The 12,995-nt window shown below is 67.9% G+C and carries 11 protein-coding genes and 1 riboswitch; of the genes, 2 read left to right on the top strand and 9 right to left on the bottom strand.

What is annotated here, in order from left to right; all coding sequences use genetic code 11:
- Positions 1–6 precede the first annotated feature (6 nt).
- The 9 genes from ABZ642_RS22340 to ABZ642_RS22300 all read right to left on the bottom strand — a co-directional run bounded on the left by ABZ642_RS22340 (position 7) and on the right by ABZ642_RS22300 (position 9,695).
- Positions 7–849: a hypothetical protein gene (locus tag ABZ642_RS22340; RefSeq protein ID WP_360486697.1), complete on the bottom strand. Its 843-nt coding sequence runs from the start codon at positions 847–849 to the stop codon at positions 7–9.
- Positions 850–1,013: 164 nt separating this feature from the next.
- Entirely contained in the window at positions 1,014–2,141 is a 1,128-nt protein-coding gene (locus ABZ642_RS22335; protein WP_360486694.1) for a DUF3696 domain-containing protein, read from the bottom strand.
- On the bottom strand, positions 2,134–3,390 hold the full coding sequence (locus ABZ642_RS22330) for a DUF262 domain-containing protein (protein WP_360486691.1): 1,257 nt from the start codon (positions 3,388–3,390) through the stop codon (positions 2,134–2,136). The genes ABZ642_RS22335 and ABZ642_RS22330 overlap by 8 nt, the downstream gene beginning before the upstream one ends.
- 97 nt (positions 3,391–3,487) lie before the next feature.
- Positions 3,488–4,195: a hypothetical protein gene (locus ABZ642_RS22325; RefSeq protein ID WP_360486688.1), complete on the bottom strand. Its 708-nt coding sequence runs from the start codon at positions 4,193–4,195 to the stop codon at positions 3,488–3,490.
- Between the two features lie 11 nt (positions 4,196–4,206).
- A complete protein-coding gene (locus ABZ642_RS22320; RefSeq protein WP_360486685.1) occupies positions 4,207–6,279 on the bottom strand; it encodes an Hsp70 family protein in 2,073 nt (690 codons plus the stop codon).
- The gene (locus ABZ642_RS22315; RefSeq protein ID WP_360486682.1) at positions 6,276–6,698 is read right to left on the bottom strand and encodes a hypothetical protein; all 423 of its coding nucleotides are present in this window, start codon (positions 6,696–6,698) and stop codon (positions 6,276–6,278) included. The genes ABZ642_RS22320 and ABZ642_RS22315 overlap by 4 nt, the downstream gene beginning before the upstream one ends.
- Before the next feature lie 286 nt (positions 6,699–6,984).
- Entirely contained in the window at positions 6,985–8,679 is a 1,695-nt protein-coding gene (locus ABZ642_RS22310) for a hypothetical protein (RefSeq protein WP_360487312.1), read from the bottom strand.
- A gap of 234 nt (positions 8,680–8,913) precedes the next feature.
- Positions 8,914–9,123, bottom strand: a complete 210-nt coding sequence (locus tag ABZ642_RS22305) for a hypothetical protein (protein WP_360486679.1) — start codon at positions 9,121–9,123, stop codon at positions 8,914–8,916.
- Between the two features lie 38 nt (positions 9,124–9,161).
- Positions 9,162–9,695 carry a DUF3293 domain-containing protein gene (locus tag ABZ642_RS22300; protein ID WP_360486677.1) on the bottom strand — a complete coding sequence of 178 codons (534 nt, stop codon included), beginning with the start codon at positions 9,693–9,695 and terminating at the stop codon, positions 9,162–9,164.
- 252 nt (positions 9,696–9,947) lie between these two features.
- A riboswitch (SAM riboswitch) is annotated at positions 9,948–10,057 on the top strand.
- Positions 10,058–10,114: 57 nt separating this feature from the next.
- On the opposite strand from ABZ642_RS22300, the gene ABZ642_RS22295 reads away from it, so the two are divergent.
- Positions 10,115–10,582, top strand: a complete 468-nt coding sequence (locus ABZ642_RS22295; RefSeq protein WP_360486675.1) for a hypothetical protein — start codon at positions 10,115–10,117, stop codon at positions 10,580–10,582.
- Positions 10,583–12,195: 1,613 nt separating this feature from the next.
- Positions 12,196–12,981 carry a helix-turn-helix transcriptional regulator gene (locus ABZ642_RS22290; protein ID WP_360487310.1) on the top strand — a complete coding sequence of 262 codons (786 nt, stop codon included), beginning with the start codon at positions 12,196–12,198 and terminating at the stop codon, positions 12,979–12,981.
- Positions 12,982–12,995 lie beyond the last annotated feature (14 nt).

Genomic DNA, 12,995 nt, shown 5'->3' with positions numbered 1-12,995 from the left:
GCTGCTTCAGAGGTGGCGACCGATGTGGGCGATGCGGATGGCCTTCTCGTCGTGGACGAGTCGGAAGTAGATGCGGCCGGCCCCCCGGTTGAGGTTCCCGTGGAGTTCGAAGCAGCGACTCTCACCGTCCCAGTCCTCCCAGAACCGGTCTCTACGGGCGTTCTCGTGCTCCGGTCTGATGTTCGGGGCTTCCCAGTGCGGGCCGGTGGGGGAGGTGACGGGGTCCCATGCCGCCGCGCTCGCCTGAAGCTGGCGCAGCAACTGGCGCGCGCCTTTGAACCACCTTGGATCGAGGTTCTCCAGATCGTCCTGCACCCGGTCGAGGAACTGGAGGTTGGGGAAGAAGTCGGCGTGCCCTGCCCAGAGTTCGGCGCCACTGGAGACGCGGTCCAGTCCTTCGAGACACCCCCATTCCTCGTGCTCGCGAAGGTGCGTCTTCCGGGAGGCGTGCCGAACCGTCTCCGGGTACTCGTCGGCGATCGTCTCCCCGGTCTGGGGATCCTCCGACAGTTCCTCGATACGGAGTTCCAGCCAGGCCGTGTCCCAGTCCGGGGCGAGCGGCAGGCTCACGGCGAGACCGTCGGCCATCCGGGCCGCACCGAGCCCTTGTACGTCGATCCCTTTGTGCCGGTGCCAGATGTCGTCCCGTTCGGAGGCTGCCGCCGCGTGGAGGGCAGCGGTGAAAGTCGTGCAGCGGTCGCGCATCCGCTGAATGAAACGGTGCTCTTCCTTGTTGCGGGCGTCGTTGCGCCACTGCGCGTAGTAATAACCTCGCGCGAGTTCCGTCTCGTCGAACGGGCTCTGCGTGGCGAGGCTGATGCCGCGCCAGCGCTGAAGTTCTCTGAGCACTCCCACGAAGGTTCGCATCCCGTCCGCGACCTCGTCCGCCTTGCACTCGGACGCACAGGACTGCTCGTTGAGAAACACGTGTAGTGGCACGTGCCCCGCCCCCATTCTCTTTTTCACGCCGACAGCCCCGCCCCCGAGGCGCTTCAATGACTCCGTGCTGCTGCTCAGTCGAGCAGTTGGTCGAGGGAGTTCTCCCACTCGTCGAAGAAGCCTGCCGGCCATTCGGAGAGCCGTCCGTCGGGCCCGATCACCGGGGTGACGACCTCCGAGGTCTGATCCTTGCGACGGAAGTAGTGCACGGCGGTCGCGTCGGGGCTCAGCAACCCCTGCTTGACGCGGAGCCGCAGCCCGTTGAGCACGTGGTCGCTGTGCGTCTCCATCACGATCTGCGCCCCGCTGGCGGCTGCCGCGCTCGCCAGGTACGCCATCCAGGTCTGGCCCTGCGGGTGCAGGTGCGCCTCCGGGTTCTCCAGCAGGATCAGCGTGCCCGGCTTCGCCGACAGACAGGCGACGACGATCGGCAGGACATAGGTGAGCCCGAACCCGACGTTGGTGGGGCGATAGCGGTTGGACTGGGAGACGCCCGAGCCGAAGCGGTAGCTGAGCCGGACCGTGTCGGTGCCGTCGATGCCGGCCGCTTCCAGGCTCACCCCGGGGCAGAGTTTCTGCATCCAGGCTTCGGTCTGCCCGAGCAGTGTGTGGGACGCCGCGTTGGGGACGAGGAGCGCCGACGCCTCGACGGGGTCGTCCTGATGAGCGCGCAGGTAGTTCACGGTGTGCTCGCCGTGCGCGCCGAGGAAGCCGCGCGTGGATACGGCGTGGTGCGAGCGCGGGTAGCTGACCTGAGGGGAGACGCGGTCGGCCTTCAGGTACTGGAAGCCGGGCCCGAAGAGCGTCGGCAGAAGCCCGCTCGGATCGAACCGCTCCCTGTCCTCGTCGGGCAGCAGCTTGAGATGGTCGGCCTCCCGCTCGTAGACGGCGCTCCACTGCATGACATGACCATCGCCGCGCACCGCGAGCGTGATGTACGGACCGGTCTCGTCGTACGACTCGTGCCGCACGTCCTGCCCGATGCCGAGCTGTACAAGCTCCTCGTTGAGCAGTAGCCCGGCCTCGCCACCGCCGAGCGGGTCAAGGTCACCGGACTCGTACGACTGCCGCAGCAGTGCCAGGGACTGGAGTACGGAGCTCTTGCCGGAGGAGTTGAGTCCGGTCAGCAGGGTGAAAGGGGACATGCGCAGGTCCTGGTGGGCGAACGCCTTGAAGTTGGTGAGAGTGAGCGATTCAAGCATCAGCGGATTCCAACACCTCGCGGAACAGGTCCTTCATGGACTGGAAGCGGTAGTTGACCTTGTCGGTGTCGCCTGTTCCAGAGGAGATGGCGTCATAGAAAGCAAGGTGGTCCATCAGCTTCTCGAACTTCTCCTGGACGGTGGCCGCTCGTGTACTCAGGACGGCGAGCTCTTCCGGCGCGCATCGGGCCAAGGTCACGGCCTGCACTTCAAAGAGTGCCTTGTTGATCGGATAACGGCGCACCGATTTGTTGAATTGTTTGCGGAACGCTTGGTCTCCGAAGATGACCTTGCTGCTGAACATCGCGCGATGAAAGCAGCTTTGGAGGTCAAACAGTTCCTTCGATGTGAGCGCATTGATGCGGCGCATCGCGTCCCGGAGGAAGCCGTCGAAGTCCTGAGTGACGTATCGCTCCGCAGGCGTCATCCAGAACGCCAAAAAGCGCAGGCAGAGTTCGCGATCCGCCATGCGGCTGGGGGAGACGCTGCCTCCGGTCGCCTCCAAGAAGAACGGGCTTTCCGCCAGCCTGGCCAGCAGATCGCGGGCAGGCCCGGGAATGAGGGCATGCCTCAGCTCTTGCTGGCTGAGGGGCAGCCCTCCGGTGTTGATCCGCGTGAAGATGTTGAACCGGGCCTCTTCGGGCGTGCCCTTCCTGATGACCAGCAAGGACAGTTCGGTCTCCAGGATGCGGGTCTGCATGCGCCCTGGCAGGTCCTCGAATGACTTGCCGTCGTAGTCGAGGTACTCCAGGTTCCTCAGCACCAGCGGTTCCAGCTCAGCGGCCTCCGGCTTGACGAAGCGGACGATCGTGGTGAGCCGCTGTACCCCGTCCACGACGGTCCAGGTGTCGTCGGCCTCCTCCGCCACATAGATCGTGGGCAGTGCGATGCGTAGGAGAAGGGATTCGATCAGCCTGCTCTGGGCCGTCTCATTCCAGATGCCGGAACGCCGCTGGAAATCGGGTTGCAGATCGATGAGCCCGCGTTTGAGGCGCTGAAGCATCAGGTCAATGGTCGTGGCACGCGGATAGACGTCGATCAGTTCGGGGTCGAAGGGCGCCCGGTGGCTCGGCCCGAGGTCCTCCGCTTCGATGCCGGCGCTGAGTCCGGTGTCGGTCAGTTCGACGGGCGGCTCACCGCCTGTGGGCGAGGACACGACGGACGCGGAGTCCGGTGACGACTGTTCCGGCTCCGGCAAGGGAGCGCTGCCGACCAAGGTGTGCCCCTCCGCATACGTCCTGACGCCCATGAATCGAACGTGTCCGTACAGTAGCTGATCGACTACGGCAGGCGTCCAGCCTTCTACCCGAATGGGGTCGAGTCGTCCCGGTGGCTGTCTACCAGATTCAGCGGCTGACACCGCCGTGATGGGAACAGGTGCCGCGACCGCTGGATCCGGAGATCCGGCCGTCGGCGCACACGGCTCCGGGGAGCGCAGGCGCGACGGCGGACGGTGCCGGTGTGACGGGTAGCGGGGGAAGGGCGGAGGCGACCGTCCAGCAGTTTCCCCGGTCACCGATCCAGTAGGCCTGGGGTGCGGCGTCCCGGCAGTCCCCGTACGGGGTGTCGGCGGGCACCAAGCCCTGGCTCACGAAAAGGCCCACCGCCTTGTCCAGGGCTGTCGCCGGGGCCTTCGTCACGACGGCCTCCCGCTTCGCGGCGACGATACGGACGGACAGCCCTCGGCCGTCGGCCGGCCGTGCCGCGAGGGCCGTCCTCGTCTCTGTCGCTGCGGCGCTCACGTGGCCGAAGTATGTGTCCTCGGTTCCGAGCGACCGATGTTCGGAGTCGACGAACTCGACGGTCACGTAGTAGTTGGCTTCGTCCGTGCCGGTGTTTTTCACGGTGATGTCCACAGCGCTTATACCGGAGTCCGCGTCCGAGCACCGTACCGCGCCCAATTCGACGTAGCGCACAGGCTCGGACGGGGGCGGGGCGGATACGGTGGAGGCGACGGTCGGGCAGAGGTCCGGCTCCGCGGCGCCCGTGCTCGGCCGAGCCGAGCAGCCGGTGACGAGCAGCAACGCGACCCCCGCGACGACCGCCGATCTCACGCTCTTCAACGTCACCTTCGCTGGACCGGCGCCGCCGGATTCGGTACGCGCCGGTTGAACACCCACACGCCCTGCGAGTGGGTGGCCCCCATGACCCGCCCCGCATCCCGCAGCCACGGATTCGCCCGTTGGAACGGTGCGAAGTTGTCGTTGGAGACGATGACCCCGCCGACCTCGTCGGCGATGCTGATCACCAGTGCGTCGCCCCGGCCTTCGGTTCCGGCCGGGGGCTGTACGACGGTGTTGTCGGCGATGGCCTTCTCCACGAGAGGTCGCTCCTCGGCGGAGACGTCGTGGCGAAGAGTGGCGTCGACCACGACATGGATGTCGCTGTCGGGGTGCTTGAACCGCAGCGACCGTACAGCTGCTTCCAGCGCCGCGAAGCTGGGCTTGCCGCCGGCCGTACGCGGCGGCCGTCCGTTCCACGCGAGGTTGGATCCGTCGATGACGAGCGGCGGCGCGACCGTGTTCGTAACGGCCGGTCGGGGGCCGGAACGTGGCGGGGCGGGCTTGGCCACACCGTTCGACTTGCCGTTGGTGCTCGCCTGCTGAGGATGGGTCGGGGTGGCCGCGGGGCGGGCGACGGCCGGGGCGAGGGCGAGCAGCCGGTCGAGTTCCTTCTTCACCTCCGGCAGCACGTTGCCGTCGCCGAACACCTTCACCTCGCCGTCGAGAACGACCTCACCGGTCTTCTGGAGAGTCGCCCTGACGGTCAGCAGACCTTCCTTGCTGTACGTGTACTCCAGGTCGAAGACACCGTCCTCGGCCTTGCCTCTTTGAGGGTAGGTCAGGGCGAGGTCGGTGAGCTTGACGTTGTCCGGGTGGTCGACCTCGCGGTCGGGGTCGCCCTCCCAGACCTCGACGGTCAGTTGGGAGACGTTGTCCTTCGTCGGCTCGTACGACTTCACGCGCTGCTGCGGCAGGCGCTGGTTCCGGTCGATGAGGGCGCTGAAGCTCCGTCTGCCCTCGCGGTCCGTGGTGATCGTGCCCAGGGCGTGGGTGTTGACGACCCGGATGATGCTCTTCAGCTCACCGTCCATGGCGGCGGCGCTGATGGCCGCCCCCTCGGCGACCGCGGTCATCGGGTCGCACAGGGCGCTGTCCACGAGTTCGCAGTCGAGCGCCTCCGAGACTGCGGCGCGCACCGCCGGGATCTGGCTACTGCCGCCGATCATCAGCACCGCGGTCAGGTCCTGCGGGTCGATCCGGGCCTGTTCCAGGCATTCCTCCACCGGGTCGAGGGCCCGGTTGATGAGGTCCTGGATGGCCTCGGAGAACTCGTCCTGCCCGATCTCGACGGTGACGTCGTCCGGCGTGCTGACGCGTACCGATTCCTGATGGGAGAGCAGGATCTTGGCCCGCTCGATCTCCAGGGCGAACATCCGCTTCTCGGAATCGCTCCAACGCCCACGCGCGGGCGCCCGGTCGAGGACCATGCGGCGTAGCCGGGCGTCGATCTCCAGGCCTCCGAGTTGGTTGACGCCCCGGCTCGCCTTCTCGTCGAAGAACCCCTCGTCGTGCAGGAGGAGTGTGGCGTCCATCGTGCCACCGCCCCAGTCGAAGACCAGGAACTCGCCGTCCACCTCCATCTCGTGCGCGTACGCGATCGCGGCCGCTGTCGGCTCGTTCAGCAGGGTACGTACCTTGAGGCCTGCGGCACGCGCGGCCTCGCGGGTGCGGAAGCGGGCCGCGCCGGTCGCGTTGGCGGGCACGGTGATGACGGCCTCGCGGATCTCGGTGGCGGCCTCTTCCTCCGCCGCACCCGCGATGGCGTGGAAGACCCCGGCCGCTGCGGTGGTCGCGGCGAACCGTTCACCGCCCAGCGTGACGAACGGCTCCTCGCGCAGCATCCGCTTGCACGCCTCGACGGCCTGCTCGGAGCGGAGTTTCGCCTCCCAGCCGAACAGGGTGCCCGGCCGCAGGGAACTCGTGCCGACGACCGACGGGTAGAGCAGCTCGAACCCCCTGCGCCCCCAGTTCGCGTCCAGGCCCTGCCCACCGATCTCCAGGACCTCGACGTACTCGCCGTTCCACTGGGCCGCGACCGAGTTGGTGGTCCCGAAGTCGATTCCGGCTGCCGTCATGCTTCCTCCCCCACCTTCACACCCGCGGGCCCGGCGATGCGCCGCAGCTGCCCCGCGAGAATGACCTTCCCTGTCAACTCGTCCACGTACGCCGGACTCAGCAGCTCGAAGACGTCTCCCTCGCCTTCGGTCACCACGAACCGGTCGCTCTCCTCGGGCTCCGTCACCCGCAGCAGTCGCAGTTCCCGCAGGTGCGCCGTCATCGCGCCCTCGACGGTCGCACGGTTGTCCCCCGCCCGGGACCAGAGCAGAGCGTCGATCTCGGCGACACGTCCGGCGAACTGGGCACGGGTACGGAACTCGTCCAGGACCGCCCTGCGCACCGCCGCGGTGAGCGCGCCGGCCGGGGGCACATCGTCGGCTCCGGCAGCCTCCAGTGCCTCCGGTATGCGGGCTGCCACCCCCTTGATGACCGTCATCGCGTCGATCGGATCGATCCGATCGATCGGGTCGGGAGGCGGAGGGGCGTCGACTACGTCGGTCCCCGTGGGCGTGACCGGAGTATCGGTCTGCCGTTCCCTACGACGTCTCAGGCCTCCGGGCTTGTGCGGTGATTGCGAGACCTGCTCACCGGGTGGCGTCTGGCCGCACGTGGGACACGGGCGGTGCGCTCGCTTCCCCTTGGGAATCTTCTTCTTGGGAGGCATCAGGCCTGCTCTGCTTCGTTCGTTTCGGACGGTGCGGCAGTGGACGACGTCGACGGGTTCACTGTGTGGAACTGTGCCGATCGAGGCGCGGGGCGGTGGTCCGGAAGTCGTCGAGGAGCTCGACGGCGGCACGGCCACGGATGGCCTCCAGCTCGCCGCCGCTCGTGACCGGAGTCCGGCGGGGCAGGGCCTCGACGGGAGGCACCAGGTGCTGCGGCACCTGAGAAGGCAGGGCGTACCGCGACCGGTCGAGTCGCAGCTGGTAGAAGACGTCCCAGCCCGCCTCACCGCGCATTGCGCCACGGATGCGCTCTTCGGCCATGTTCAGCTCCGACTGGGCCCGGGCGTCGCCCTCGCGTTGCCGGAAGATCTCCCGGCAGCGCTCCTCCCAGCCATCGGCACCGTGGTCCAGGCCGATTTCGAGGAACGGATTGCTGAACGGACCGCGGTCGTTCCTTCTCGTCCCCCTCCAGGCACGAAGAAGCCGGAGGTTGCGTTCTGCGATGGCCCCTCCCTGCGCGGCGGCCTTGTCGGCGTGCTCCTCGGCGGAGTCCAGCAGCCTGTCCCGTCCCGTGGGCGAATCGGTTCGCTCGCTCTGTCCCACCACCACGTACGCCGCGATGGCGTGCGCCTCCTGCACCAGATCGGCGGGAACCTTGCGGTTGTTCACACTGCCGCGGGTGAGGGAGTGGGCCTGCTGGGCAGCCGCATCCAGGTCACCCGATTTCACGAGGTCGTAGGCGCGGTTCAGGGCGACGAGAGCGTAGAACGGACTCCGGCCGGCGTCGACCAGGTCCCTCGGACGCCACAGGGTGGCCATCAGCCGCCAGAGCCCACGGTCCTCGGTCATACTCAGCGGCCATTGCCCGGACAGGGCACCCGACTTGAGATCGCGGAACTCGATCTGCTGGGGCCGGGGCAGAACCGCGTCGAGCGCGTCCATGGCCGACACATCGGCGTCCATGACGACGTCGTACAGCAGGTCCCACACGTCGTCCGGTTCCTGCCGGACGAGGGTCTCCCCGAGGAGGAAGGACTGGCGGCGCAGATACGTCTGCCAGGCGAGGCGCTCGGCCTGCTCGTCGGTGACCCTGGTGGGGGTGAGACGCGCGCGCAGATAGAGCGCTTCCTGCTCATCCCGTCTCGTCCAGGGTGTGTCCTCGGGCATGAGGCCACCGTGGTCGATCAGATCGTCGAGGACGGACAGGGGTGCCCAGGCGAGGAGTTCGTCGAGAAACCGGTTCGGCACGGGTATCGCGCCGCGTGTGGCAGCGGTCGCGAAGAGGCTGAAGGCGGGGCCGCCCGAGACCGCGTGGGAACGCTTGCTGACCAGGTCCAGGCTGGGCGCCGTCGAACACAGCACCCTGCACCGCTCCAGGCCCGCCTCGTTGAGCCAGCGCACACCGCCGGCCCAGAGGCTCCGCAGATGTCCGAGGACCGACTCCGGCGGCAGCGCGCTGAGCCCGGCATGCACGGCGGGCATCAGGTTCTCGCGGTCCGGATCCCCTTCGAGGGCTTGCGCGAGAACCGCCCGCTCGGCCTCGGGCACCCCGGCGGCGGCCACCGCCTCGGTGAGCATGGCGAGTACGGCCTCGACGGCTTCGCCACCCCCGACACCGAGCCAGCGCCACTTGCGCTGGACGAAACCGCTCACCCCTGAGGGCCCCTGGCTGTCACGGCGTTCGCGCGCACGGGCGAGGCGCTCCTGCTCAGCGGCCTTGGCTGCCTGACGCGCGGTCACCGGGTCCGTCATGTCGTACACGTCGACAGGTTATCCATGGGGTCTGACAATCCATATGGCTTCGTACGTATCGTGACCTTGGGCGATGGGCGATGGGCGATGGGCGATGGGCGATGGGCGATGGGCGATGGGCGTTTCGGCGTCACCGGCCGAGTTCCGGCGGTCCTGTGTCCACCGGACGTAGCGGGGCTTCATCCCTGCCGCGGACGGCGTTGCCGTTCGCGTCGTCCGCGGAGTATCGCGAGGTCAGTCCGCGCTGTCCACGAAGGAGCGGGCCAGGCGGCGCAGTGGAGACGTCTTGTCCCACACGTGCCAGCGCGCACCGCACAGAGGGTCGGTCTCGTACGTCACCTCCGCCGGGAAGTCGTGGGCTCTGACCCGCTCGGCCGGCGGGCCGGTGAGGGTCCTGCCGCAGTGGGGACAGTGGTCCGGGGTCCGCATGGGGTACATGCCCATCGTCATCGCTCCTGCCGTACGTCGGCGCTCGTGCGGGGTCAGCGGCCGTCCTGAGTCCCGTCAGCCGGGGGACGCCATGCCCTCCGATCACTCCTCGGGAACGCCGCCCATCCACTCATGGCGACGGTGTTGCTGTCGCACGCGGACACCCGCCATGCGTCGGGAGTCCAGCTGAAGATCGCGTCCTGGCCGAAGCGTCGGCCCAGTTCACGCGCCGCGCCGTCGCTCAAGCCGACGACGGCGACACTCTCCTCGACGTGCGTACCGCACGCGTCGCCTCCCGTCGCGGGCCACCAGGTGAGTCGCTGCCGGTCGAGCTCGTCGAGCAACAAGCCGTGAGCACGGGTGCTGTACTCGGCGGAGGCGGTACGGCCACGCGGATTCCAGGCCGTGATCACATGAAGGGTGGCGTCCCCGGCCGGTTCCGGGAAGGCCCCCTCGGCCGTGCCTGGCGAACGCGGTTCGACCCGTACGGTCCGGTCGTGGAAGTGGATGTCCACGACTGCGAGACGGTAGAGCTCCCAGTTCTGGGGCGTGTCGGGTGCGTCTTCGGGTGCGTCTACGGCGTGCACAAGGGCCTCCTGCGGAACGAAGGACCCCCTTACACGTCGGGCAGGGAGATCGATGCCTGCTCCCATGGGGTCATGGGAGCGCGGTGTTGCTTTGGAAGGCTACTCACACGGTGTGGGAGACAACCGACCGATGGCTACCCCCGGCGGTGCTCGGCCGGGCTGGCCGAACGGCAAGTTGCCACGAATCCGGTCGTGAAGCAAGGGTTTTGGAGCACATTGCGAGGGCCCGCGACGGATGTTACTTTTCCGCTCGATCATGAGTTCCAGCGCCAAGCCCCGGCTCGCTGGACGGCGTCCGGTCCATTGTGGATGCCCCGGGACACGACCGATCCACGCACGTGGTGCGTGGGTAACCGCAGATCACCGGGGTGCGGCACGTGCGCTACCGGGGTCCTTCGACTCCGGGAGGCTGCCCCATCATGTCCGTTCCCTCCGAGACAGAGCCCCGCCGCGCGGGCCTGCCGGTCATCGACCTCACCGCCGCTCGGGAACTGTTTCGCACAGCTGAGGCGAGTGGCCTCGGTTCGCCGGGGACCGATGACCTTTTCGGCCAATGGCTCGACCGCGGATCCGACATAGCCTTCTACCGCACCTCGGATCGGCCCCTGCAAGCTCGGGCCGTCGAACAGCGGGACGGTGTGCCTGAGCGGCTGAGCAACAGCCGTATCGGCGACGCCACATTGGTGGCTGTCTGTCTCAACCCGCGCCGGGACGCGCCCTCGCATCAGGCGGATCAGGTGGACCCAGTCTCCGCAGAGCCCGAGAAGGCAGGGAAAGCCGAGGAGAGCGTCGAGGCCGAGGAGACGGGCACCTGTACCTGCGCGCATGGCGGCATGCCTGGTCTCTGTTGGGGATACGAGGCGGACGAAGGCGCTGCGTTCCTCTGACGACTGGGATCGCTGACGGCCGGGTTCGTACGTGAGTCATCACGCACAGGCCCGACGCGCTTACGGCGGCACTGTGTGAGCGGGGTTGGATTGCCTGTACGCGGTGTGTGTGCCGCGGCCGGCCCCGGATGACGACTGCGCACGTCGGCGCCGGGACGCGGAGTCCCGCGACCCGGTGGTGCGCGATGTTCTTCAAAGCCTTTGGGAAACAACCAACCCAACCAAACCCACCCTGCCGGTACGCGAGTTGGGGTGCCACTCGTTCGAGTGACGGAAGCGTCAGGTGGTCGGGTGGGTGAGGTACGGTCGCGGCACACAACCACAGACAGAGAACGGCCCCCGGCAGGACGGCAATCCCAACGAGGGCCTGACCACTCAGGAAGAGTCGAGCTTCCCCAATGGCTGACCCGCAGTCTAACGCGGCCGTGCCCGCGTACCCGTCGCCCGAGCACTCGTTGCCCGCGCCTCCGCAACTCCCACCGGACGCACCCCGCGCCGGAGTCCTCCACGTACGGCACCGCCACACCGAGCGGTACACCGTCGTCGGCAACCACCTCGCCCAACACCCTCGCCTCTCGGCCGCCGCCATCGGCATCGGTGTGCACATCCAGTCCCTGCCTGACGGCGCCTCGGTGACCATCAAGGCTCTGAGCCTGCGCTTTTCGGAGGGAGAGGTGACGATCGGCAAGGCGTTGAGGGAGTTGGAGGAGGCCGGGTATCTGGTCCGCCGCCGGGTGCCGCTCGGCGGTGGCCGCATCGCCACGCGCACGTTCTTCCTGGACTGTCCGGGGGCTGTACGGGGCTCGGTGAGGGGGCGCGGGGCGGTCGACGCGTCTGTCCAAGGGGCTGGAGGTGAGCCGCCGGAGCCTTTGGCCGTGCCGGTCCCTGCCGACGACGTACCGGCTACGGTGCCGGAGTCTGCGGATGCCCTGCGGTCCGCTTCGTCGTCGTCAACGCCCGTGCCTACGCAAGCTGTTGGCCTTGAGGCCGGTACGGGACTCACCGGTCCTGCGGCCGAGCTTCTGGCCCGCCTGCGCCTCGTGGACTCGCGGCTGCTGCTGTCCGTGCGGGACGTTCAGCGGCTCGTGCCCGCCGTCGAGACGTGGCTCGCCCGTTCGGCCACACCTGACCAGATCAGGCGCACCCTCACGGCCAGCCTGCCGTCCGAGGCCGTCCCGATCCATCACCCGGCCCGGCTCCTCGAATACCGCCTGACCGCTCTCCTACCGCCACCGCTGCCGACAGCGCCTCTTCGGGGTAGAGGGACGGCGACACCCCCGTCACGGCCCGCACCGATGGCCACTTGCGACGGCTGCGATCGCGCGTTCCGTACACACGACCCGCACGCCCGCTGCCGGGACTGCCGAGAGGGCCGGACCGAGGCGGCCTATCCAGCGGCTTGAACTTGATCCGGTGAACTTTCGGGTTTCTCCGGTGCTGTGAACTGGTGCTTTCTAGCGTGAGTCCCGTGGGAGTGACATGACGTGACCGGGCTTTCCCGGAGAGCACTGGAGGTGACCAGGAGGGTGACTGAACTGGTGAGGGAGCCTGACGGGGCCGCCGCTTCGGACAGCGAGCCGGAGCCGGCGGGTCCGGCGGAGCCGGGCTCGGGCATCCTGCGGGTGTTCGGGCGGCAGCTGAAACGGTTCCGGCTGCGGGCGGGTCTGGAGCGGGCAGAGTTCGGGTCGCGGACCGGGTACTCGGCATCCACGATCGCGGCGTTCGAACAGGGGAGGCGGGTGCCGCCGCTTCGGTTCATCGATGTGGCTGACGAACTGTTGGACGCGGGCGGGGTCTTGCAGGAGCTGAAGGAGGAGGTTGCGCGAGCGCAGTTCCCGGCGTTCTTTCGGGATGCGGCTCGGTTGGAGGCGGAGGCGGTTGAGCTGCACGCTTATGACACACACGTGGTCAAAGGGCTTTTGCAGACGGAGGAGTACGCACGAGCAGTTTTCGCGATGAGACGCCCACTCCTCAACGAGGAGACGATCGAACAGCGGGTGGCTGCTCGGATGCTAAGGCAGGAGATCTTCTCGCGATGGCCCGCGCCCCTCATGAGTTTCGTCATCGAGGAGGCCGTGCTGCGTCGTCCGATCGGCGGGGCTGGAGTCCATCGCGGGCAACTGGAGCAGATCCTGCTCACCGGACAGAACCGTAACGTCGAGATCCAAGTCATGCCACTGCAGCGGGAGGATCACGCAGGACTCGCGGGGCCCTTCACCCTGATTGAGACCAAGGCGGGACAACGCATCGCGTACGCAGAGGTACAGAAGAGCAGTTACCTCTACACCGAGCGGACGCCCGTTCGGGAGCTTGAGGCGCAGTATGGGATCATCCGGGCTCAGGCTCTCACTCCGCGAGAGTCGATGGCCTTCGTTGAGGGGTTGCTGGGAGAACTATGAGGGTCGCGACGGAA

Source organism: Streptomyces sp. NPDC007157, assembly GCF_040634235.1.
Classification (GTDB): Bacteria; Actinomycetota; Actinomycetes; order Streptomycetales; family Streptomycetaceae; genus Streptomyces.
Note: the sequence above shows the minus strand (reverse complement) of the source record. Positions and strands in the feature narration are given on the sequence as shown.

Bases quoted from the DNA above. Each gene is read 5' to 3' on its own strand.
- ABZ642_RS22335 (WP_360486694.1), bottom strand. From the start codon at position 2,141: ATGCTTGAATCGCTCACTCTCACCAACTTCAAGGCGTTCGCCCACCAG.
- ABZ642_RS22330 (WP_360486691.1), bottom strand. From the start codon at position 3,390: ATGGGCGTCAGGACGTATGCGGAGGGGCACACCTTGGTCGGCAGCGCT.
- ABZ642_RS22320 (WP_360486685.1), bottom strand. From the start codon at position 6,279: ATGACGGCAGCCGGAATCGACTTCGGGACCACCAACTCGGTCGCGGCC.
- ABZ642_RS22315 (WP_360486682.1), bottom strand. From the start codon at position 6,698: ATGACGGTCATCAAGGGGGTGGCAGCCCGCATACCGGAGGCACTGGAG.
- ABZ642_RS22310 (WP_360487312.1), bottom strand. From the start codon at position 8,679: ATGACGGACCCGGTGACCGCGCGTCAGGCAGCCAAGGCCGCTGAGCAG.
- ABZ642_RS22305 (WP_360486679.1), bottom strand. From the start codon at position 9,123: ATGGGCATGTACCCCATGCGGACCCCGGACCACTGTCCCCACTGCGGC.
- ABZ642_RS22295 (WP_360486675.1), top strand. From the start codon at position 10,115: ATGTCCGTTCCCTCCGAGACAGAGCCCCGCCGCGCGGGCCTGCCGGTC.